Origin of the sequence: Streptomyces flavochromogenes (genome assembly GCF_000717595.1) — a bacterium.
GTDB classification, from domain to species: Bacteria; Actinomycetota; Actinomycetes; order Streptomycetales; family Streptomycetaceae; genus Streptomyces; species Streptomyces flavochromogenes.
On sequence record NZ_JNZO01000017.1, the window covers coordinates 19,592 to 41,536 of the forward strand.

Below are 21,945 nucleotides of genomic sequence, written 5' to 3' on the forward strand. Positions count from 1 at the left end.
CGCTCTAAACATGTTCGCTGTAGCCCCGCCGCTCCCTTCCCCAGGAGGCCCCATGCCGATCGAACAGCGCGGAGTCGACACCGTGCCCGAGGCCGAACGCACCAGCGGCCCCCGGGACCTCGTCGCGATCCTGCTCGGGTCCAACCTCTGCCTGGGGGTGATCGTCTTCGGCTGGCTCCCGGTCTCCTTCGGGCTCGGGCTCTGGGCCTCGGTGACCTCCGTCGTCACCGGCACCCTCGTCGGTGTCGCCGTCACCGCCCCGCTGGCCCTGGTGTCGCTCCGTACCGCCACCAACCTCTCCACCTCCTCCGGCGCCTTCTTCGGCGTACGGGGCCGGCTGGTCGGCTCGGTCGTCGGACTGCTGCTCTCGCTGGGGTACACCGCGCTGACCCTCTGGATCGGCGGCGACGTCATGGTCGGGACGCTCGCCCGGCTGGTCGGCCTGCCGACCGGCGGTGCCACGCACGCCGTCGTCTACGCACTGCTCGCCGCCTGCACCGCGGTCGCCGCGGTATACGGCTACCGGCTGCTGCTCAAGCTGAGCAAGGCGCTCGCCGTCGTCATGACCGTGCTCCTGGCCCTCGGACTCCTCGCGTACGCCGGGGACTTCACGACGGCGGCGGTGCCGGACACCCCGTACCTGCTCGGCTCGTTCTGGCCGACCTGGCTTCTCTCGGCGGTGGCGGCGGGCCTCAGCGGACCGGTCGCCTTCATCACCCTGCTCGGCGACTACACCCGGTACGTCTCGCCCGAGCGGCACAGCTCCCGCTCCGTCTGGCGGGCCACCTGCCTCGGCCTGGTCGTCGGACTGCTGGTCCCCCAGCTCTTCGGCACGTTCACGGCGCTCGCCGCGCGCGGCGGCCTCGACTACGCGGGACCGCTGGTCGCCGCCTCGCCCGCCTGGTACCTGGTCCCGCTGCTCGTCGCGGCCACCGCCGGATCCGTCGGCAACGCCGGCCTGATGCTGTACTCGATGGGCCTCGACCTGGACGCGATCCTGCCCCGCGCCACCCGGGCCCGCGCCACGCTCGTGGTCGCGGCGGTGGCGACCGCCTTCGTCTTCCTCGGCCACTTCGCCTCGGACGCGCAGTCGGCGATGACCTCGTTCGTGCTGCTCCTCACGGCGATCGGCACGCCGTGGGCGGTGATCACCCTGATCGGCCATGTGCGCTGCGGAGGGTCGTACGACCCGGAGGCGCTCCAGGTCTACAACCGGCGCTCGCGCGGCGGGATCTACTGGTTCTCGGCGGGCTGGCACCCGCGCGCCACCGCCTCATGGGCGATCGGCGCCGCGGTCGGCCTCGCCGCCGTGTCGACGCCGATGTACGAGGGACCGCTGCTGGCCCTGACGGGCGGGATCGACTGCAGCTTCGTGCTGTCGGGGCTCGTGGGCGGCACGCTGTACGCGGTCCTGACGCCGAACAGGGCTTCCGGGACCGTCACGGCCCCGGAAGCCCTGGCACAGGCGGAGTAGGTACTAGCCCAGCTCGTGCATCCAGCCGTGGACGTCCTCGGCCTTGCCGGTCTGGACGGCGAGCAGCGCGTCGCGCAGCTTCATCGTGACCTCGCCGGGCTCGCCGCCCGACTGCTGCCACTCGCCCCGCTCGGACTTGACCGTGCCGACCGGGGTGATCACGGCGGCGGTGCCGCAGGCGAAGACCTCGGTCAGGGTGCCGTTCGCGCTGTCGGCCTGCCACTGGTCGATCGAGACGCGGCCCTCCTCCGGCTCCAGACCGAGGTCCGCCGCCAGCTTGAGCAGCGAGTCACGGGTGATGCCGGCGAGCAGCGAACCGGTGAGGGTGGGGGTGACGAGCTTGTTGCCGTACACGAAGTACAGGTTCATGCCGCCGAGTTCCTCGACCCACTTGTGCTCCACGGCGTCGAGGTAGGCGACCTGGTCGCAGCCCTTCGCGGCGGCCTCGGCCTGCGCGAGGAGCGAAGCCGCGTAGTTGCCGCCGGTCTTGGCGTCGCCGACGCCGCCGGGGACGGCGCGGACGCGGTTCTCCGAGAGCCAGATGGAGACGGGCTTCACGCCGCCGGGGAAGTACGGGCCGGCCGGGGAGGCGATGACGACGAAGAGGTACTCGTTGGCCGGGCGGACGCCCAGGCCGACCTCGGTCGCGATCATGAACGGGCGGAGGTAGAGCGAGGCCTCGCCACCGTGCTCCGGAACCCACGCCTTGTCCTGCTGGACGAGGACGTCACAGGCCTCGACGAAGGTCTCGACGGGCAGCTCAGGCATGGCGAGCCGGCGGGCGGAGGCCTGGAAGCGGCGGGCGTTGGCGTCGGGACGGAAGCTGGCGACCGAGCCGTCGGGACGGCGGTAGGCCTTCAGGCCCTCGAAGATCTCCTGCGCGTAGTGCAGGACGTTGGTCGCCGGGTCCAGGGCGAGCGGGCCGTACGGCACGAGCTGGGCGTCGTGCCAGCCGCGGCCCTCGGTCCACCGGATGGTGACCATGTGGTCGGTGAAGTGGCGGCCGAATCCCGGGTTGGTCAGGATCGCCTCGCGCTCCGCGGCGGACAGCGGGCTGGAGGAGGGCTTGAGCTCGATCGTGGGCGTCGTCATGAGTGCGTGTCCTTCACCGGTTGTGTGGGGAGGACCGCGCACGCACGCCACTGCCGGAGACTGCTCGTCCCCGGCGAGGTGGACGTCCGAGCATGCCCGCATGGCACGGCCCCACGTCCGATTATCGCTCGCGGGGACCGGTGCGGGAAACGGGTGTACGCGGTCCTGGGTTCAAGGGGGGCACCCGGGGCCGCGCAAGGGTCAGCCGCCGGGCGCTGTGGCGACCCGGCGGCTGCTGTGGGATGTCAGTCCGGCCGGGTCAGCTGGCTACTCGCGCGGCGAGCGCGTCGCCGATCTCGTCCGTCGTACGGACGCTGTCGCCGCGCTCGGTGAGGTCGGCCGCGACGGCCTCCTCGACCCGGGCGGCCTCGGTCTCGTAACCGAGGTGGCGCAGCAGGAGCGCGACGGAGAGGACGGTGGCCGTGGGGTCGGCCTTGCCCTGACCCGCGATGTCCGGCGCGGAGCCGTGGACCGGCTCGAACATGGACGGGAACTCGCCGCTCGGGTTGATGTTGCCCGAGGCGGCGACGCCGATGCCGCCGGAGACGGCCGCGGCGAGGTCGGTGATGATGTCGCCGAAGAGGTTGTCGGTGACGATCACGTCGAAGCGCGCCGGGTCGGTGACGAGGAAGATCGTCGCGGCGTCGACGTGCAGGTAGTCGGTGGTGACCTCGGGGAACTCGGCCGCGACCTTGGTGAAGATGTCCGTCCACAGGTGACCGGCGAAGGTCAGCACGTTGTTCTTGTGGACCAGCGTGAGCTTCTTGCGCGGGCGGGCCTGGGCGCGGGCGAAGGCGTCACGGACGACCCGCTCGACACCGAAGGCGGTGTTGACCGAGACCTCGGTGGCGACCTCGTGCGGGGTGCCCTTGCGGATGGTCCCGCCGTTGCCGGTGTACGGGCCCTCGGTGCCCTCGCGGACCACGACGAAGTCGATCTCGGGCTGCCCGGCGAGCGGGGTGGCGACGCCGGGGAGCAGCTTCGAGGGACGCAGGTTCACGTGGTGGTCGAAGGCGAAGCGGAGCTTCAGGAGAAAGCCGCGCTCCAGGACGCCGGAAGGCACCGACGGGTCGCCGATGGCGCCGAGCAGGATGGCGTCGTGCTTCTTGAGGGAGGCGAGGTCGGCGTCGGTGAGGGTCTCACCGGTGGCGTGGTAGCGCTTGGCGCCGAAGTCGTACTCCTCGGTCTCCAGCTTCACGTCCTGGGGAAGGACGGCCGCGAGGATCTTGAGGCCCTGGGCCACGACCTCCTGGCCGATGCCGTCGCCGGGAATGACTGCGAGATTGATGCTGTGAGACATGTCGGCACCCTACTCTTCGTCCCATCGTCTGACACGTCACGTCCATCATGTGGACGAAGCGCCATCCGGGTGAAGGTGTGTCAGTGGCCGGTGGAGCCGCCGTTGTCACGGCGGTCGAGGGCGCGCTGGAGGGCGGCGGCGGCGTTCTGGCGGGCCTCGTCGCTGGGACGGTTGGCCGAGTGGCGGACGCGGCGGGCGGTCTGAGTTGCCATGAGGGATCGACTCCTTGAGATCAGTGGTGATCCGAAGTGCGGAGATCAGTGGTGATCGAAGGTGCCGGCAGGGGCGGGGAGCGCCGCCGCAGGGGTTGCCTGCACAGGGGCGTCGCGCTCTCGACCGCCATTCGCTGATGAAGCGAGACGTTCGGCTTCTACAAAGCTAGGGCAGGTCCTCTCATCTGTCTCCACAATTACTCGGACTTCCTACTATCTGAGACGGCGCGGGACAGCGCGTCAGCCCGCGATGGCCCGCAGCTCACGGATCAGGGCCCGTACGGCGAGGGAGGAGGCCAGTTCGGGGGTGGTGACATAGCCGACGGAGCGGGTCGGGCGCTCCGGGCCGAGATCGGTGATCTCGACCGAGTGCGGCGCTCCGACCAGGGAGAGCTCCGGCATGACCGCCATCCCGAAACCGGTGCTCACCATCGAGAGCACCGCTCCGTCGTCCTCGGCCTGGACGGTCGCCGGCGGCAGCCACTCCTGCCCCGCCCACCAGTCGCGCGTGTACGAGGTGCAGTTCTCCGTCCAGTCGATCAGCGGGAGCGACCGGGGCGCCGGATGCCCCGCCGGGTGCACCAGCGCGTACCCCTCCTCCACCAGGACGCCGCCGACCAGCTCCGGCGGGACCGGCGAGGTCGTGCCGAGCGTCGCGATCCCGAGGTCGGCCCGCCCGTCGAGCACCTCACCGGCCGTGCCACGCCCCACCTCCCGGACGATCCGCACCTCGGGCACGATCCCCGGATGCCGCTCCGTCAGGCGCCCCAGGGCGCGCGGCAGCAGATGCAGCGCCGCGCTACGGAAGGCAGCGATCCGCAACGGCCCGGCGAGGGCCCCCGCCCCGGCCCCCACGCCCGCGGCCGACGCCGCGCCGCGCACCTCGGATCCCATCACCTCCAGGAGCCGCAGGACCCGCCGCGCGTACGCGAGGGCCCGCTCCCCGGCCGGTGTCGGCGTGGCGCCGGACCGCCCCCGCTCGAAGAGGACCGCGCCCAGCCTGCGTTCACTGCCCCGCACCGAGTGGGAGACGGCGGACTGGGTCATGCCGAGCGCGACGGCGGCGGCCGAGAAGCCGCCCTCGCCCGCGACGGCGACGAGAACACGGAGTTCACGGGGCGCGAGATCGGTCATGAGGGCTCCCACCTGTGTCTATGAGCGACTTTCATGGATGAGCCGCGGCCATCGACGCTACCCCCTGCCCGGCCGCAGGATTCCTTCCTACGGTCTGCGGCATGACGAACGACACCATGATCACCGTCCGGCAGACCGCCCGTCCGACCGGTTTCCCCACCCCCGACCTGTTCGCCTTCGTCGAGTCCCCGGTGCCGGCTCCGGCGCCCGGCACCGCGCTCGTCGAGAACCTCCAGTGGTCGGTCGACCCGTACCACCGCGAGGCGATGGACTCGGACGAGATCTGGGCCCTGAACTCCCCCATGGAGGGCCGCACCCTGGGCCGGGTCCTCGACTCCCGCGACCCCCTGCTGCGGCCGGGCGACCTGGTCCTGCACCGGCGGGGCTGGCGGACCCACGCCCTGGTGTCCGCTGCCGAGGCGCGCAGGGTCCCGGACCTCGGCCCCGGCGTCCCGCTCGCCGCGCACCTGAGCCTGCTCGGCGGTACGGGCCTGTCGGCCTTCGTGGGCCTGACCCGGATCGCGCGGCTCCAGCCGGGCGAGGACCTGTTCGTCTCGGCGGCGGCGGGCGGGGTGGGCACGGCCGCGGGCCGGCTGGCCCGGCTGCTCGGCGCGGGACGGCTGGTGGGCAGCGCGGGTTCGGCGCGGAAGGTGGCGTACCTGACGGAGGAGATCGGCTTCGACGCGGCCTTCGACTACCACGAGGGCCCGGTCCCGGAGCTGCTCGCGAAGGCGGCTCCGGAGGGACTCGACGCGGTGCTCGACGGGGTGGGCGGCGACCACCTGGAGGCGGCGATCGGCGCGCTGCGCCCGTTCGGGCGGATCGCCTGGGTCGGCGCGGTGGGCCAGTACCACTCGCTCTCCGCTCCCCCGCCGGCCCCGCGCAACCTCTTCGACGTGGTCGGCAAGAGCATCCGGCTCGAGGGCTTCCTGGTCCGCGACCACGCGGACGCCCTCGACGAGCTGTACGACCTGACCGTCCCGCGGCTGCGCGAGGGGTCGCTGCCCCTGGACGTGACGGTGGTGAAGGGCTTCGAGCACATCGTGAGCGCGTTCCTCGGGATGCTGCGCGGCGAGAACCTGGGGAAGATGCTGGTCGCGCGATGAGCTCGGCCCACCTATCTAGTTTGCATTCCTATCTAGCTGGTGCTGCAATGCACCCATGGCCGCAGACCGCAGATCCAGCTGGCTCAAGGGAGTCCTCGACCTGCTCGTCCTCTCCCGCCTGACCGACGGCGAGAGCTACGGGTACGAGATCGCCAAGGCGCTCGCCGAGGCGGGACTCGGCGAGATCAAGGGCGGGACGCTCTATCCCGTACTGAACCGCCTGGAGGAAGCGGGTCTGGTGGAGGCCGAGTTCCGCGCCGCCGAACGCGGTCCGGGACGCCGCTACTACCGGCTCACCGAGCGGGGGCGCGAGCACCTCGCCACCGAGAGCCGCGACTGGCTGCGCTTCCACCGCGCCGTCGAGACCACGCTCCACCCAGGGGGAACCACCGCATGACCACGGAATCCGACCGCTACTTCACCGAGCTCACCGACGCGCTGCGCGCCACGGGCGTCCCGGAGGAGCAGATCGCCGCCACCGTCGAGGACCTGCGCGGACACCTCGCCGGGACGGGGACGCGTCCGGAGGAGGAGTTCGGGCCGGCCGCCGCCTTCGCCGCCCAGCTCGGCGGGCTCGCGCCGCTGCCGGGCGAACCCGACGGGAAGGCGGAGAGCTGGACCTGGACGGCGGACCTCTTCAACGACCGCCGGATGCTCGCCGTCCACGGCGACCAGGGCTGGGAGGTGGAGTCCCTGGACTCCCTCGGCCGGTTCGTCTGCCGCCGCTCCGCGACCGCGACACTGCGCTGGGAGTACCGCCGCGAGATCATCGGCGCCCGGCGCCGCGCCAAGGTCCTGGCCGAGCTGGAGCCCGAGGGCTGGGAGCTGTGCGGCGAGTGGCTGGTGTACGGCTACTTCAAGCGGCCGCGCGCCGCGACGGCGGGCCCGGCGGGCGCCCTGGAGGCCCGGCCCGCCACCCCGCACCGCTGGCTGTTCCTGAGCCGCCGCGGCAAGGTGGCGCTCGCGGTGTGGACCGTCCTGGTCGGCGGCGCGACGGCGGCGTGCTTCATCGGAACGCTCGGCATGGGCGGGCTCGCGATCACCATCGCCCTGGCCTCGATGTTCTCCGCCCTGTTCACCTCCCACCTGGAGACGACCAGGGGACGGGTGGAGCAGGACCGGTCGAAGTCCGCCTGACCCGCCCTCGCAACACCCTGACCCGCCCTCACAGCACGTCGCCGTCCCGCCAGTCGAAGACGAGCGCGGCGGCCGGATCGGGCAGCGCCCGGCCGGCCGCCGGCCGCAGGAAGACGTACCCCTCCTCCTCCGCGAGGTGGACGATCCCCTCGGGCCCCATGGCTTCGAGGCGGCCTTCCCAGACCCGCCAGCCGCGGGCCCGGTAGAGCGCGGCCCCCTCGTCCGATGCGCCGAGCGCCCCGAAGGCGTACGCCCCGTCGATGACCCGCTCCAGCTCGGCCATGACGGTCCCGCCGAGGCCCCGGCGCCTGAGGCCGGCCCGGACGGCGACGCCCTCGACGTACCCGACGCGGTGCGAACGCCCGCGATGACGAGCGCGCCGCAGGACGACGGCGCCGTGTGCGGCGATGCCGCCCTCGTCCTCGATCCAGGCATGGACGCCGCCGAGCGTGTGGTCCCAGTCGTCGTCGGAGAAGTCGCCGTCGAAGGCGGCGTCGAGCAACGCGCGGACGGAGTGGAGCCGGCCGGCCCCGAGTTCATGGGTGGGCGCGATCCTCACGGTCATGCGCCCAGACTCCCACACCCCTTCCATCCATAACCCTTGAGATTCCATTGACAGGTTAGGCGGCGCCTGCTTGAGTCATCACATAACCACTGACACGCATCTGAGGGGTTAGATATGACGCGCACTGTGCTGCCGACCCACCACCGCACCGTCAAGGTCCGCGACCACGAGATCGCCTACCGCGAGGCGGGCCCGGCCGACGCCCCCGTGCTCCTGCTGCTGCACGGCTTCCCCACCAGCTCGCGCATGTTCCGCGACCTGATCCCGCGGCTCGCCGACTCCTACCGCCTGATCGCCCCCGACCACCTGGGCTTCGGCCGCAGCGCGGCTCCCGACGCCGCCGATTTCGACTACACCTTCGCCGAACTGGCGGCGATCACCGCCGAGTTCACCGAGGCGCTGGGCCTGGACCGGTTCGCGCTCTACATCCAGGACTACGGCTCCCCCATCGGCCTGCGCCTCGCCCTCGCCCACCCGGAGCGGATCACCGCGATCATCAGCCAGAACGGCAACGCGTACGAGGAGGGCCTCGGCGCCGAGGCCTGGGCGCCGGTCCTCGCCCTGATCCAGGAGCGCACCCCCGAGACCGAGGAGCCGGTGCGCGCCATTCGCTCGCCGGACGGCATCCGCTGGCAGTACGAGACGGGCGTACCGGCCGAGTACCTCGATCTCCTCGACCCCGACGCCTGGCACCACGACGCCGCCCTGATGGCCCGCGAGGGGCAGGACGAGATCCAGCTCGGCCTGATCGCCGACTACGGCTCCAACTTCGCCCTCTACCCGGCCTTCCAGGAGTACTTCCGCACCAGCCGGGTGCCGCTCCTCGCCGTCTGGGGCGAAGGCGACCAGGTCTTCGTCCCGGCGGGCGCCGAAGCGTTCCGCCGCGACCTCCCGGACGCCGAGATCCACCTGCTGCCCACGGGCCACTTCGCCCTGGAGACTCACGCGCCGGCGATCGCCGCCCTGATCGACGGCTTCCTCGCGCGGCGCGTCCTCGTCAGGCCGTAGCCTTCTCCAGGTCGCGGGCCATGCGCTCCACCCAGTCGGTCAAGCCCTCTCGATGGCGGCCGTCGGCCTCGAGCAGGGTCGCGACCTGCGCGTCCGTGAGCCGGTCGGGTCCCGGCCCGGTCAGCAGCCGGTGCAGCTCCTTCATCAGGGACATCATCCGCAGCGCGTCGAGGTGCTCGATCGCGTCGACCCCGTGCCCGGGGCCGAGTGTCGTCGAACCTGGCATGTCGTGCCTCCTCACCGATCCCCCTCCCAGCAGCGTAAGCCCCCCGCATGAGAACCGCCCCCGTCCTCAGTTGGGGGACCGAGGAGGGGGGCGGTGATCAGGGGCCGCTCACGCGGCGGGCCTCCGGTGGAGGCGGGTGGCGTCAGCCCATGTGGGGGTAGCCGTACTCGGTCGGCGGGACCAGCGTCTCCTTGATGGCGCGGGTCAGCGTCCAGCGCATCAGGTTCTGCGGGGCGCCGGCCTTGTCGTTCGTGCCCGAGGCACGGCCGCCGCCGAAGGGCTGCTGGCCGACGACGGCACCGGTCGACTTGTCGTTGATGTAGAAGTTGCCCGCGGCGAAGCGGAGCTTCTCCATCGTGTACGCGGCCGCCGCGCGGTCGCCGGAGATGACCGAGCCGGTGAGGGCGTAGTCCGAGACCGACTCCATCTGGGTCAGCATCGCGTCGTACCCGTCGGCAGCGCTGTCGTCGTACACGTGGATCGCGAGGATCGGGCCGAAGTACTCGGCCTTGAAGACCTCGTTCTCCGGGTCGGTGCAGGCGATGACGGTCGGGCGGACGAAGTAGCCCACCGAGTCGTCGTACGTGCCACCGGCGATGATCGTGCAGGTCGGGTCGGCCGCGGCACGGTCGATCGCGGCCTTGTTCTTGGCGAACGAGCGCTCGTCGATGACGGCACCGATGAAGTTCGACAGGTCGGTGACGTCACCCATGGTGATGCCGTCGACCTCGGCCGCGAACTCCTCCTTGAAACCGTCGTTCCAGATGGAGGCCGGAACGTAGGCGCGCGAGGACGCGGAGCACTTCTGGCCCTGGAACTCGAAGGAGCCACGGGTCAGCGCGGTCTTCAGGATGGCGCGGTCGGCGCTGGGGTGCGCGACGACGAAGTCCTTGCCGCCGGTCTCGCCGACGATCCGCGGGTACGAGCGGTACTTCTCGATGTTGGTGCCGACCGTCTTCCACAGGTGCTGGAAGGTCTTGGTCGAACCGGTGAAGTGGATACCGGCCAGGTCGGGGTGGTTCAGGGCCACCTCGGAGACGGCGATGCCGTCGCCGGTCACCAGGTTGATGACGCCCTTCGGCAGGCCGGCCTCCTCCAGGAGCTCCATGAGGAGCACGGCGGAGTGGGTCTGCGTCGGGGACGGCTTCCAGACCACCACGTTGCCCATGAGGGCGGGGGCGGTGGGCAGGTTGCCCGCGATGGCGGTGAAGTTGAACGGCGTGATCGCGTAGACGAAGCCCTCGAGCGGGCGGTGGTCCAGACGGTTCCACACACCCGGGGAGTTCGCCGGCGGCTGCTCGGCCAGGATCTGGCGGGCGTACGCCACGTTGAAGCGCCAGAAGTCGACGAGCTCGCACGGGGTGTCGATCTCGGCCTGCTGGGCGGTCTTCGACTGGCCGAGCATGGTGGACGCGGCCAGCGTCTCGCGCCACGGGCCGGCGAGCAGCTCGGCGGCGCGCAGGATGATCGCGGCACGGTCGTCGAAGGCCATCGCGCGCCAGGCGGGGGCCGCGGCCAGGGCCGCGTCGACGGCGTCCTGGGCGTCCTGCGTGGTGGCACCGCGGAAGGTGCCGATGACGGCCTTGTGGTTGTGCGGCTGGACGACCTTGAACTCCTCGCCGCCGCCGAGGCGCTTCACGCCGCCGATGGTCATCGGCAGCTCGCGCGGGTTCTCGGCCAGCTCCTTGAGCTTGATCTCGAGGCGGGCGCGCTCGGGGGAGCCGGGGGCGTAGCTGTGCACCGGCTCGTTGACCGGAGCGGGGACCTGGGTGACAGCGTCCATAAGTCTCGTGACTCCTTGTGAGAGGTGGGCTCAGCCCTTGGTGAGGATGGAGCGGACGAAGAAGAGGAGGTTGGCCGGCTTCTCCGCGAGGCGCCGCATGAAGTAGCCGTACCAGTCGGTGCCGTAGGCGGTGTACACGCGCATGCGGTGCCCCTCGGCGGCCAGACGGTGCTGCTCCTCGCTGCGGATGCCGTACAGCATCTGGAACTCGTACTCGTCCAGCTTGCGCCCCGCGCGGCGGGCGAGCTCCTGGCCGACGGCGATCAGCCGCGGGTCGTGGGAGCCGATCATCGGGTAGCCCTCGCCGTCCATCAGGATCTTCATGATCCGGACGTACGCCTTGTCGATCTCGGGCTTGTCCTGGATGGCGACGGAGGCGGGCTCCTTGTAGGCGCCCTTCACGATCCGGACGCGGGAGCCGTTCGCGGCGAGGCGACGGGCGTCGTCCTCGGTGCGGAAGAGGTAGGCCTGGATGACACAGCCGGTCTGCGGGTGGGTCTTCCGCAGCTCCTCGTGGATGGCGAACATCGAGTCGAGGGTGGTGTGGTCCTCGGCGTCCAGGGTGACCGTGGTGCCGATCTCGGCGGCGGCCTCGACGACCGGGCGGACGTTCGCGAGGGCCAGCTCGTGGCCGTTCTCCAGGGACTGGCCGAACATCGAGAGCTTGACGGACATCTCGGCGCGCTCGCCGAGGCCGAGCTCCTTGAGGCGCCCGATGAGCTCCAGGTAGGCGTCGCGGGCGGCGTGCGACTGCTCGACGGTGGTGATGTCCTCACCGACGACGTCGAGGGTGACCTCCAGGCCGCGGTCGCTCAGCTCCTGGACGATCGGGACGACGTCGTCGACCGACTCACCGGCGATGAAGCGGGCGACGACCTGCTTGGTCCCGGGGGCGGCCGACACGAAACGGCGCATCTTGTCGCTGCGCGACGCGGCGAGGATCACGGGACCCAGCACGGGGACCTCCAGAAGGACAGGGTGACGAAGGGTGCCGTACCCGATCTTTCGTAAGAATCCGGGAACAGCACGAAGAACCACCGTGAAACCTATGGATCGCTCCGATCGTCCGCCATCTACAGCTGTCACGCATCCGTGCGCGGCATCTCATACACATGTCTGAGAGGGTGCGAGAATGGCGCTGTGAAGGGCGATTACCAAGAACTGGTGGACGAGATCTCCGCGCTGCTCGGCGCACCGGCGACGCTGGAGAACCGTGATTTCGGTCTGATCGCCTTCGGCGCCCACGACAGCGACGACGACACCGCGATGGACCCCGTCCGGACGCGGTCGATCCTGACCCGGAAGTCGACTCCGGCGGTCCGTGCCTGGTTCGAGGGCTTCGGCATCACCCGGGCGACGGGCCCCGTCCGCATCCCGGCCGCCCCGGACGCCGGGGTGTTCCGGGACCGCATCTGTCTGCCCGTACGCCATCGGGGAGTCGTCCTCGGGTACGTCTGGCTGCTCGACGCCGAGCCCGGCCCCACGCCCGCCCAGCTCACGGCCGCGATGGAGGTCGCCACCCGGATCGGCGACCTCCTCGCCGACGAGGAGCGCGCGGACGCGGACCTCTCGCGCGAGTTCGCCGCCGCCCTGACCGCCGGGCGGGGCTGGCAGAGCGACATGGCCGTCGCGGCCCTCCGGGTGGCCCTCGGCCCCAGCGCGGACGGCCTGCACACCGTCGTCTGCGCGACCCCCTGGCAGGGCGAGGCGCCCTCGATCAGGTCGGTCCCCGCCGCGGCGGCGGTCGCCGTCCTGCCCGAGGGCGAGTCCGGCGAGTCCCTCGCCGTCCTCGTACGGCTGCGCACGCCCGAGGACCTCTCCCCCGCCCGCGCGGCCGCCGACCGGCTGCGCGCCGCCGCCCCGGCCGGCATCGCCACCCCCCGCCGGGGCCTCGCGGACCTCCCGGCGGCCTGGCGCGAGGCCAACACGGCGGCCCGCGCCGCCACCGCCCAGCCGACCCTCGGCCCGGTCGCGGAATGGGCCGGGATCGGCCCGTACCGCCTCCTCGCGGCCCTCTACCACCCCGAGGTCGACCCCGCCGTCGCCCCTCTCGTCGCCCCCGCCCACGCCGAACTGGCGCGCACCGCCGAGGTGTTCCTCGACAACGCGGGCCAGGCGGGCCGCACGGCCGCGGCCCTGGGCATCCACCGCCAGACCCTCTACTACCGGCTGTCCCGGGTCGAGCAGCTCACGGGCCTGGACCTGGACGACGGCGAGGACCGCCTGCTGCTCCACATGTCCCTGAAGTCGGCGCGCCTCTGAGGACGGACGCCCCTGTGGGGCCGCCCGGGCCCCGGGAGGCCCGGCGGCTCCGAACGGCCGCCCCTCCGGGCCGGTTTGGCCGGTTTATAGGATCTCCCCCATGACCACGGGGAACTGGGCGCCGCCGACGTACACCGAACGGCTGCTGTACAAGGCAGTGGCGCGCGACGATCGGGCGGCCGTCCTGGACGCGCTCGGACGGACACGTCTGTACGTACTGCAGGCGCGGGTGCACGCCGACGCGCCCGGTTACATCCCGCCCCTCCCCTCCCGGCGCGACAAGGCCGCCCGGCGCACCGTCGTCCCGGTGCTGACCGAGGGCATGCTGCCGGCGTGGCACCCCGACTGGGTGTTCAAGCAGACCACCCTCGCCAGGCTCGCCGCGGCCTGGCCGAACGACCGCTGGTGGCTCGCGGTCAACCCGGACACCCCGTGCGCGGCCGCGCTCCCCGCCCGGGCCGCCGACCGGCGGGCCTGGGAGGAGGCGGGCAACAGAGGCGGCGGCCCGGCGCGGCTCCGCCTGCTCACCCACGCCGGCGGGCCGCTGCACGGGCCGGTCGCGCACGCCCTCGCGCTCGGCGCGCACCTCGCCGTGCTCAACGGCCTCGTGTGGAACGCGCTCGGCGCCCAGTACGAGGACTACCCCACCGACGTCTCCCGGCTGCACCGGCCCTGGGCCGTCCGCCACCGGGCGGACTTCCGGGACAAGCTGCGGACCCTGGTCGCCACCCGGCTCGTCGGCCGGGTCCCCGAGTCCGTCCTGGGGATGCGGCACCGTCTCACCGCCCGCCTGGGCCACGCGCCGAGCGACGAACAGTGGGCCTCGATGGTCACCGTGAACTTCGAGCGGGACGACCCCTACGGCGAGGACCGGGCCGAGGCCGCGGAATTCCTGCGCCGGATCATCCATTACGAGGCGCGGTTCCACGCCGACGGTCTCCTCCCGCCGGGCGGGCGGGTCGACACCCTGGCCGCCTTCGACCACGGGCGCGCCGTGAACGTCGTACGCCTCGCGCTGGGCGCGCGGTACTGCGACCCGCAGGAGGCCGAGGAGTCCGTCCTGAGGGTCCTCGAACCCGCCCGGCAGGCGTACGGCTCCTGGGAGGAGTTCTCCCTCGGCTATCTGCTGGCCCGGCTGATCCACTTCGACGAGGGCGACGCCGAGCCGATGTACCAGGAGTCCGTGGCCGTCCACCGCACTCTCACCCAGGACCCTTCGAGCCCCTACCGGAACATCCCGTGGTCATGAGCTCCCGCAACCGGCCCGCCGCCCCCACCGCCGCGTGGACCCCGCCGTCCGAGACCGAGCAGCTGCTGCACGAGGCGACGCTGCGCGGCGACTTCGCCGGACAGCTCCGTGCCCTCGCCGGGGCCGAGCTCTTCGTCGCCGCGCCCAGGGCCGAGGTGGACGATCAACCGGACATGGTCTTCTGGCGCCCCCAGCAGCTGCCGAAGGGGCTCGTCGCCCGGCCGGTCCTCACCCGGGGGATGCTGCCGCCCTGGCACCCGGAGTGGGTCTTCCACCGCATCAGCCTCAGATGGGCCGCCGAGTTCCACTGGAACGACCACCGGCTGCTCCTCGCGGTCAACGCCGGCACACCCGGGCAGGTGCTGCTGCCCACGACGCCCGAGCACCGCGCGTGGTGGCTGCGCGCGTACACCGAGAACGAGCGGGGGACGAACGACCGCTTCGTCGCCCTCCGCCACGGGCCCCTGCACGGCCCGCTCGCCTTCGGCCTCGCCTGCGGCGGCCATCTGGCGTTCCGCAACGGGGTCCCCTGGAACGACGTCGGTTCCGTCTACTCCGGCTACGCCGAGGAACTGGAGACCCTCCGCGACTCCTGGGGCATCACCGACCGGGCGGGCTGGCGCAAGCAGCTGGACGCACTCCTGGACGGACGCAACAGCCCGCCGGAGCCGGATTTCGCCCTCAAGGTCCGCGAGGAGCTGCGGATCGGGCGCGGCGCCGTGCCGTCGCCCGACGAGTGGCGTGAGACCGCCGCGGGACACGCCCAGGACCTGGGCGCCGGTCCGGCGGCGGTGCGACGCATCGAGGAGCTGGTGCGGCGCATCGTGCGCTACGAGGCCCGCTTCCGGGCCGACGGGCTGCTCGCGCCGGACGGCCGGGTGCGCAGGACGGTCGCGTACGACTACGGCCGGGCCGTGAACCTGGCGCGCTGGGGCCTGTCGGCGCGTTTCTGCGCACCCCCGGAGGCCGAGCAGGCGATCGTCCACGCGGGGGCGCTGGCCCGCTCGGCCTACGGGTCGTGGCAGGACTACTCGGCGGGGTACGCGCTGGGGCGGGTGCTGCGGTTCGACGGGGAGGAGTACGGCCCGTTCCACGAGCAGAACATCGCGGCCCATCGTGTCCTCACGGAACACGAGGGCAGCCCCTGGCGGAACCTCCCCTGGCGCTGAGGTCTCCGGTCGCCGCCGGCACAGCGGCCCGGGCGCAGCGGGACGCGACGACTCCGGCCGCGTCCGGCCCTATTGCTCTCCCATGAGGACCTTGAGCCCCTCCGTGAGGTCGTCCGCCGTCGGCGCCGTGTCGGGGTCTACCATCCACTGGATCATCACGCCGGTGGCGAGGGCCTGGCAGAGCAGTCCGGCCACCCGGGCCTTCTCGGGATCCGCCTCCGGGTCGATGCCGAGGAAGCCCTCGGCCATGCCGAGCCGTCCCTCGCGCTGCGGCTCCTTGATCGCCTCGCGCAGCTTCTCGTCGTCGTCGAGCCGGGTGACGATCTCGGTCTGCAGCTTCCAGACGGGCCTGCTGGCCCCGGCCGCCGCGATGACCTGCTCCCACACGGCATGGAAGCGCCGGTACGGGTCGGCCGGCAGTTCCCGCTTCTCCTCCCCGCTGCCCGCGGGGCCGACCGCCTCGCCCCACTCCTCCGTGACGGCGAGGAAGGCCTGCTGGAGCAGGGCGTCCTTGGAGCCGTAGTGGTAGCCGATGGAGGCGAGGTTGGTGCCGGAGGCGGCGACGATGTCGCGGGCCGTGGTCCGCCCGTACCCCTTCTCCAGGAGGCAGCGCTTGGCGCCTTCGAGCAGGTCTTCCTTGTGTCCCATGACAGCACTGTACCCGGTCGATAGACGCTTGTGTAAGACGGGCGTCTATCGACCGGGTACGAGGTCGTACGAGGTGAGGCGTCAGATCAGGTTGACGGAGCGGGCCGAGGCGGCGCCGATCTCCTCCGCGATCTCCGCGAGCACCGGAGCCGGGACCGTGTCGTCGACGGTGAGGACGACGAGGGCCTCGCCGCCCTCCTCCGCGCGCGCCACCTGCATGCCCGCGATGTTCAGACCGGCCTCGCCGAGGATCCGGCCGACGGTGCCGACGACACCCGGACGGTCCTCGTAGCGCAGCACGACCATGTGGTCGGCGAGCGCCACGTCCACGTCGTAGTCGCCGACGGCGACGATCTTCTGGAGGTGCTTCGGTCCGGCGAGCGTGCCGGAGACCGCCACCTCCTCGCCGTTCGAGAGGGTGCCGCGCACGGTGACCACGTTGCGGTGGTCGGGCGACTCGGAGCTCGTCGTCAGGCGCACCTCGACACCGCGCTCCTGCGCGAACAGCGGGGCGTTGACGTACGACACGGTCTCGTCGACCACGTCCTCGAACACGCCCTTGAGCGCGGAGAGTTCGAGCACCTTCACATCGTGCTGGGTGATCTCGCCGTACACCTCGACGTCGAGACGTGCCGCGACCTCGCCCGCGAGGGCGGTGAAGATCCGGCCGAGCTTCTCGGCGAGCGGCAGACCCGGCTTGACGTCCTCGGCGATGACGCCGCCCTGGACGTTGACCGCGTCCGGCACGAGCTCACCGGCGAGCGCCAGGCGCACCGAGCGGGCGACCGCGATACCGGCCTTCTCCTGGGCCTCGTCCGTGGACGCGCCGAGGTGCGGGGTGCAGACGACCTGGTCGAGCTCGAAGAGCGGGGAGTCCGTGCAGGGCTCCTTCGCGTACACGTCGAGGCCGGCGCCGGCGACCCGGCCCTCCTTGAGCGCCGAGTACAGGGCCGCCTCGTCGACGATCCCGCCGCGCGCGGCGTTGACGATCCGGACGGAGGGCTTGACCTTGTGCAGCGCCTCGTCGCCGATGAGACCGAGGGTCTCGGGGGTCTTCGGCAGGTGGACGGTGATGAAGTCGGCGACCTCCAGGAGCTCGTCCAGGGCCAACAGCTTCACCCCCATCTGGGCGGCGCGGGCGGGCTGCACGTAGGGGTCGTACGCGACGATCTTCATGCCGAACGCCGACATGCGCTGGGCGACCAGCACGCCGATGCGGCCGAGGCCGACGACGCCGAGGGTCTTCTCGCTCAGCTCGACGCCCGTGTACTTGGAGCGCTTCCACTCGCCGTTCTTCAGCGCGGTGTTGGCCTGCGGGATGTTGCGCGCGGTGGCGACCAGCAGACCGCACGCGAGCTCGGCGGCGGTGACGATGTTCGAGGTCGGGGCGTTGACGACCATGACGCCGGCCTTGGTGGCGGCGGAGACGTCCACGTTGTCCAGACCGACACCGGCGCGGGCGACGACCCGCAGCTTGTTGGCGGCGGCGATGGCCTCGGCGTCGACCTTGGTCGCGGAACGGACCAGGATCGCGTCCACGTCGGCGATGGCGGGCAGCAGTTCGGCGCGGTCCGCGCCGTTGCAGTGCCGGATCTCGAAGTCCGGGCCCAGGGCGTCGACGGTGGCGGGCGACAGCTCTTCAGCGATGAGTACGACGGGTTTCGAGCTCACGTGAGTCCTCACAGATCCAGTGCGGACGGCCGTCCCGACGGCCGCAGGCGGTGGAGGGGGCTTGCCGCGTGAAAGCGCACGACGCTGTGGGCCTGAACGCGAATGTTGTTGAGCAGTGTAGTGGTGCATCGGCGCCGATCATGCGCCTCGTTGGAAGGATCACCCGTCCGTGGTTGGACGGGGTGTCCAACGATGTGGACAGGGGCCGGACGGTGTGTCCGGCCCTCCCCCACGCCCCGGGGGGCGTGGGGGGTCCCCCAGCCCCGGAGGCTTACGCCTCCTCGTCGTTCACCCAGCTCATGAGCTTGCGCAGCTCCTTGCCGGTGGTCTCCAGGAGGTGGTTCTCGTCCTGGGTCTTGTACTCGTTGTACTTCTTCAGACCGCCGTGGTACTCGGCCATCCACTCCTTGGCGAAGGTGCCGTCCTGGATCTCCGCGAGGACCTTCTTCATCTCGGCCTTGGTGGCGTCCGTGATGATCCGCGGGCCGGTGACGTAGTCGCCCCACTCGGCGGTCTCGGAGACCGACCAGCGCATCTTCTCCAGGCCGCCCTCGTACATGAGGTCGACGATGAGCTTCAGCTCGTGGAGGCACTCGAAGTACGCGATCTCCGGCTGGTAGCCGGCCTCGGTCAGGGTCTCGAAGCCCGCCTTGACCAGCGCCGCGGTGCCACCGCAGAGGACGGCCTGCTCGCCGAAGAGGTCGGTCTCGGTCTCCTCGGTGAAGGTCGTCTTGATGACGCCGGCGCGGGTGCCGCCGATGCCCTTGGCGTACGAGAGAGCCAGCGCGAAGGCGCTGCCGGTCGCGTCCTGCTCGACGGCCGCGATGCACGGAACGCCGCGGCCCTCCTCGTACTGACGACGGACCAGGTGACCCGGGCCCTTCGGGGCGACCAGGGCGACGTCGACACCCTCGGGCACCTTGATGAAGCCGTAACGGACGTTCAGACCGTGGCCGAAGAAGAGCGCGTCGCCCTCCTTCAGGTTGTCCTTGATGGACTCCTCGAAGACCTGCGCCTGGATCGGGTCCGGGGTCAGGATCATGATGAGGTCGGCCTCGGCCGCCGCCTCGGCGACGGAGACGACGCGCAGGCCCTGCTCCTCGGCCTTGGCCTTGGACTTCGACCCCTCCTGCAGACCGACGCGGACGTCGACACCGGAGTCACGGAGCGACAGCGCGTGGGCGTGGCCCTGGCTGCCGTAACCGATCACCGCGACCTTGCGGCCCTGGATGATGGACAGGTCGGCGTCGTCGTCGTAGAACAGCTCGGCCACTGGGTATCTCCTTGAGGTGCTGGTGTTGCGTCCCACCGTACGGCGGGGAGCGGGAGGAAAGATTTCGGGTCTCGTCAGTCGGACCGGCGGATGGACCGCCGGTCGACCTTCGATGACTCTGAGGCGATGATTCTCAGGCGCTGCGGTCGAGGGCCCGGAGGGACCGGTCCGTGATGGACCGGGAACCACGCCCTATGGCGATCGTGCCGGACTGCACGAGCTCCTTGACGCCGAACTGCTCCAGCATCTTGAGCATCGCGTCGAGCTTGTCACTCGAACCGGTGGCTTCGATGGTGACCGCCTCGGGCGAGACGTCCACGGTCTTGGCGCGGAACAGCTGGACGATCTCGACGATCTGGGAGCGGGTCTCGTTGTCGGCGCGGACCTTCACCAGGACGAGCTCGCGCTGGATCGCAGCGCTGGGCTCGAGTTCGACGATCTTCAGGACGTTGACCAGCTTGTTGAGCTGCTTGGTCACCTGCTCCAGGGGCAGGTCCTCGACATTGACCACGATGGTGATGCGGGAGATGTCGGGGTGCTCGGTGATACCGACGGCGAGGGAGTCGATGTTGAAGCCGCGGCGCGAGAACAGGGCGGCGATCCGGGCGAGGATGCCGGGCGTGTTCTCGACGAGAACGGAGAGCGTGTGCTTGGTGGACATGGTCTGGGTCTCTTCCTTTTCGCTCTGCTTCGTTCCGCGCTTCAGTCGTCTTCGCCGTCGCCGAAGTCGGGGCGGACGCCCCGGGCGGCCATGACCTCGTCGTTCGAGGTGCCGGCGGCGACCATCGGCCAGACCTGGGCGTCCTCGTGGACGATGAAGTCGACGACGACCGGACGGTCGTTGATGGCGTTGGCCTCGGCGATGACCTTGTCCAGGTCGGCCGGGTCCTCGCAGCGCAGGGCGACACAGCCCATGGCCTCGGACAGCTTGACGAAGTCCGGGACGCGGGTGCCCTTGTTCGCCTGGATGTCGTCCGGGCCGGAGTGCAGGACGGTGTTCGAGTAGCGCTGGTTGTAGAAGAGGGTCTGCCACTGGCGGACCATCCCGAGGGCGCCGTTGTTGATGATGGCGACCTTGATCGGGATGTTGTTCAGGGCGCAGGTGGTGAGCTCCTGATTGGTCATCTGGAAGCAGCCGTCGCCGTCGATCGCCCAGACCGGGCGGTCGGGCATGCCGGCCTTGGCGCCCATCGCGGCGGGGACCGCGTAGCCCATCGTCCCGAGGCCGCCGGAGTTCAGCCAGGTGGCCGGGCGCTCGTAGTCGATGAAGTGGGCGGCCCACATCTGGTGCTGGCCGACGCCCGCGGCGAAGATCGTGTCGTCGGGGGCGAGCTGGCCGATGCGCTGGATGACCTGCTGCGGCGAGAGGCTGCCGTCCTCCGGCAGGTCGTAGCCGAGCGGGTAGGTCTCGCGCCAGCGGTTCAGGTCGCTCCACCAGGCGGTGTAGTCGCCCTTGTTGCCCTCGCTGTGCTCGGCCTGGACGGCCTGGACCAGGTCGGCGATGACCTCGCGGGCGTCACCGACGATCGGGACGTCGGCCGTGCGGTTCTTGCCGATCTCGGCCGGGTCGATGTCCGCGTGGACGATCTTGGCGTACGGGGCGAAGCTGTCGAGCTTGCCGGTGACGCGGTCGTCGAAGCGGGCGCCGAGGGCGACGATCAGGTCGGACTTCTGCAGCGCGGTGACCGCGGTGACCGCGCCGTGCATGCCCGGCATGCCCACGTGCAGCGGGTGGCTGTCGGGGAAGGCGCCGAGCGCCATCAGGGTGGTGGTGACCGGGGCGCCGGTGAGCTCGGCGAGGATCTTCAGCTCGGCGGTGGCGCCGGCTTTGATGACGCCGCCGCCGACGTACAGGACGGGACGCTTGGCCGCGCTGATCAGCTTGGCGGCCTCGCGGATCTGCTTGGCGTGCGGCTTGGTCACCGGGCGGTAGCCGGGCAGGTCGGTCTGCGGCGGCCAGCTGAAGATGGTCTTCGCCTGCAGCGCGTCCTTGGAGATGTCGACCAGGACCGGGCCGGGGCGGCCGGTGGAGGCGATGTGGAAGGCCTCGGCGATCGTCCGCGGGATGTCCTCGGCCTTGGTGACCAGGAAGTTGTGCTTGGTGATCGGCATCGTGATGCCGCAGATGTCCGCCTCCTGGAAGGCGTCCGTGCCGATCGCCTTCGAGGCGACCTGGCCGGTGATCGCGACGAGCGGCACCGAGTCCATGTGCGCGTCGGCGATCGGGGTCACGAGGTTCGTCGCACCGGGTCCCGAGGTCGCCATGCAGACGCCGACCTTGCCGGTCGCCTGGGCGTAGCCGGTGGCCGCGTGGCCCGCACCCTGCTCGTGGCGGACCAGGATGTGGCGGACCTTCTGCGAGTCCATCATCGGGTCGTACGCGGGCAGGATCGCGCCGCCGGGGATGCCGAAGACGGTGTCGGCGCCCACTTCCTCGAGAGAACGGATGAGGGACTGCGCACCCGTGACGTGCTCGACGGTGGTGGCGGGCTGCGCGCCGTTACGGGGCCGCGGCTGCGGATGGTGCCCGGTGGCCTGCTCGGTCATCAGCATCTCTTCTCGAAGCAGAGGGTTTTACGAGGGTTTGGGACGACTTTGGGGTGAGCCAGTGCAACAAAAAACCCCTCGTGCCGTGA

The 21,945-nt window shown here is 71.2% G+C and carries 21 protein-coding genes; 8 read left to right on the top strand and 13 right to left on the bottom strand.

From position 1 onward, the window contains the following. Window positions 1-52: 52 nt before the first annotated feature. Window positions 53-1,474 carry a cytosine permease gene (locus IF00_RS0121125; protein ID WP_037638757.1) on the top strand — a complete coding sequence of 474 codons (1,422 nt, stop codon included), beginning with the start codon at window positions 53-55 and terminating at the stop codon, window positions 1,472-1,474. Window positions 1,475-1,477: 3 nt separating this feature from the next. Here IF00_RS0121125 and IF00_RS0121130 read toward each other — a convergent pair whose 3' ends face one another. From IF00_RS0121130 to IF00_RS0121145, 4 genes are all read right to left on the bottom strand, one after another. Further along, the gene (locus IF00_RS0121130; RefSeq protein WP_030320286.1) at window positions 1,478-2,566 is read right to left on the bottom strand and encodes a branched-chain amino acid aminotransferase; all 1,089 of its coding nucleotides are present in this window, start codon (window positions 2,564-2,566) and stop codon (window positions 1,478-1,480) included. Window positions 2,567-2,825: 259 nt separating this feature from the next. After that, a complete protein-coding gene (locus IF00_RS0121135) occupies window positions 2,826-3,866 on the bottom strand; it encodes a 3-isopropylmalate dehydrogenase (RefSeq protein ID WP_030320287.1) in 1,041 nt (346 codons plus the stop codon). 80 nt (window positions 3,867-3,946) lie between these two features. Then, a complete protein-coding gene (locus IF00_RS47670) occupies window positions 3,947-4,078 on the bottom strand; it encodes a hypothetical protein (RefSeq protein WP_260461862.1) in 132 nt (43 codons plus the stop codon). Window positions 4,079-4,318: 240 nt separating this feature from the next. After that, complete coding sequence (locus IF00_RS0121145) at window positions 4,319-5,212, bottom strand: LysR family transcriptional regulator (RefSeq protein ID WP_030320288.1); 894 nt, start codon at window positions 5,210-5,212, stop codon at window positions 4,319-4,321. A gap of 101 nt (window positions 5,213-5,313) precedes the next feature. Between IF00_RS0121145 and IF00_RS0121150 the strand changes: the two genes are divergently transcribed. Genes IF00_RS0121150 through IF00_RS41495 form a run of 3 tightly spaced genes read left to right on the top strand, consistent with a single transcriptional unit; the run spans window position 5,314 to window position 7,455 of the window. Next, window positions 5,314-6,318 (top strand): MDR family NADP-dependent oxidoreductase, encoded by a 1,005-nt coding sequence (locus IF00_RS0121150; RefSeq protein ID WP_030320290.1) that lies wholly within the window; start codon window positions 5,314-5,316, stop codon window positions 6,316-6,318. A 55-nt stretch (window positions 6,319-6,373) separates the two neighbouring features. After that, window positions 6,374-6,715 carry a PadR family transcriptional regulator gene (locus IF00_RS0121155; RefSeq protein ID WP_030320291.1) on the top strand — a complete coding sequence of 114 codons (342 nt, stop codon included), beginning with the start codon at window positions 6,374-6,376 and terminating at the stop codon, window positions 6,713-6,715. Further along, window positions 6,712-7,455, top strand: a complete 744-nt coding sequence (locus tag IF00_RS41495; RefSeq protein ID WP_037638758.1) for a hypothetical protein — start codon at window positions 6,712-6,714, stop codon at window positions 7,453-7,455. The genes IF00_RS0121155 and IF00_RS41495 overlap by 4 nt, the downstream gene beginning before the upstream one ends. A gap of 28 nt (window positions 7,456-7,483) precedes the next feature. On the opposite strand, the gene IF00_RS0121170 is transcribed toward IF00_RS41495, so the two are convergent. Then, window positions 7,484-8,020, bottom strand: coding sequence for a GNAT family N-acetyltransferase (locus tag IF00_RS0121170; RefSeq protein ID WP_030320295.1), 537 nt, complete (start codon window positions 8,018-8,020; stop codon window positions 7,484-7,486). Between the two features lie 114 nt (window positions 8,021-8,134). Between IF00_RS0121170 and IF00_RS0121175 the strand changes: the two genes are divergently transcribed. Next, entirely contained in the window at window positions 8,135-9,028 is an 894-nt protein-coding gene (locus IF00_RS0121175) for an alpha/beta fold hydrolase (RefSeq protein ID WP_030320300.1), read from the top strand. On the opposite strand, the gene IF00_RS0121180 is transcribed toward IF00_RS0121175, so the two are convergent. The 3 genes from IF00_RS0121180 to IF00_RS0121190 form a co-directional block, all read right to left on the bottom strand. Then, window positions 9,018-9,254: a hypothetical protein gene (locus IF00_RS0121180; protein ID WP_030320301.1), complete on the bottom strand. Its 237-nt coding sequence runs from the start codon at window positions 9,252-9,254 to the stop codon at window positions 9,018-9,020. The genes IF00_RS0121175 and IF00_RS0121180 overlap by 11 nt on opposite strands. 142 nt (window positions 9,255-9,396) lie before the next feature. Next, window positions 9,397-11,037, bottom strand: coding sequence for an L-glutamate gamma-semialdehyde dehydrogenase (pruA, locus tag IF00_RS0121185; RefSeq protein ID WP_030320303.1), 1,641 nt, complete (start codon window positions 11,035-11,037; stop codon window positions 9,397-9,399). Between the two features lie 30 nt (window positions 11,038-11,067). Further along, entirely contained in the window at window positions 11,068-11,994 is a 927-nt protein-coding gene (locus IF00_RS0121190) for a proline dehydrogenase family protein (protein WP_030320305.1), read from the bottom strand. A 183-nt stretch (window positions 11,995-12,177) separates the two neighbouring features. On the opposite strand from IF00_RS0121190, the gene IF00_RS0121195 reads away from it, so the two are divergent. The 3 genes from IF00_RS0121195 (at window position 12,178) to IF00_RS0121205 (ending at window position 15,717) form a co-directional block, all read left to right on the top strand. Further along, window positions 12,178-13,299, top strand: coding sequence for a PucR family transcriptional regulator (locus IF00_RS0121195; protein ID WP_030320306.1), 1,122 nt, complete (start codon window positions 12,178-12,180; stop codon window positions 13,297-13,299). Window positions 13,300-13,399: 100 nt separating this feature from the next. Then, complete coding sequence (locus tag IF00_RS0121200) at window positions 13,400-14,548, top strand: DUF1266 domain-containing protein (protein ID WP_030320308.1); 1,149 nt, start codon at window positions 13,400-13,402, stop codon at window positions 14,546-14,548. Next, the gene (locus tag IF00_RS0121205; protein WP_030320310.1) at window positions 14,545-15,717 is read left to right on the top strand and encodes a DUF1266 domain-containing protein; all 1,173 of its coding nucleotides are present in this window, start codon (window positions 14,545-14,547) and stop codon (window positions 15,715-15,717) included. The genes IF00_RS0121200 and IF00_RS0121205 overlap by 4 nt, the downstream gene beginning before the upstream one ends. 69 nt (window positions 15,718-15,786) lie before the next feature. Here the strand turns inward: IF00_RS0121205 and IF00_RS0121210 are convergent, their stop codons facing one another. The 5 genes from IF00_RS0121210 to IF00_RS0121230 all read right to left on the bottom strand — a co-directional run bounded on the left by IF00_RS0121210 (window position 15,787) and on the right by IF00_RS0121230 (window position 21,862). Beyond that, window positions 15,787-16,365, bottom strand: a complete 579-nt coding sequence (locus IF00_RS0121210; protein ID WP_030320312.1) for a TetR/AcrR family transcriptional regulator — start codon at window positions 16,363-16,365, stop codon at window positions 15,787-15,789. 81 nt (window positions 16,366-16,446) lie between these two features. Then, window positions 16,447-18,036, bottom strand: coding sequence for a phosphoglycerate dehydrogenase (serA, locus tag IF00_RS0121215; protein WP_030320313.1), 1,590 nt, complete (start codon window positions 18,034-18,036; stop codon window positions 16,447-16,449). A 271-nt stretch (window positions 18,037-18,307) separates the two neighbouring features. Next, window positions 18,308-19,309 (bottom strand): ketol-acid reductoisomerase, encoded by a 1,002-nt coding sequence (gene ilvC / locus IF00_RS0121220; protein ID WP_030320315.1) that lies wholly within the window; start codon window positions 19,307-19,309, stop codon window positions 18,308-18,310. Between the two features lie 133 nt (window positions 19,310-19,442). Then, entirely contained in the window at window positions 19,443-19,970 is a 528-nt protein-coding gene (gene ilvN / locus IF00_RS0121225) for an acetolactate synthase small subunit (protein WP_030216183.1), read from the bottom strand. A gap of 41 nt (window positions 19,971-20,011) precedes the next feature. Continuing rightward, window positions 20,012-21,862 carry an acetolactate synthase large subunit gene (locus IF00_RS0121230; RefSeq protein WP_037638759.1) on the bottom strand — a complete coding sequence of 617 codons (1,851 nt, stop codon included), beginning with the start codon at window positions 21,860-21,862 and terminating at the stop codon, window positions 20,012-20,014. Window positions 21,863-21,945 lie beyond the last annotated feature (83 nt).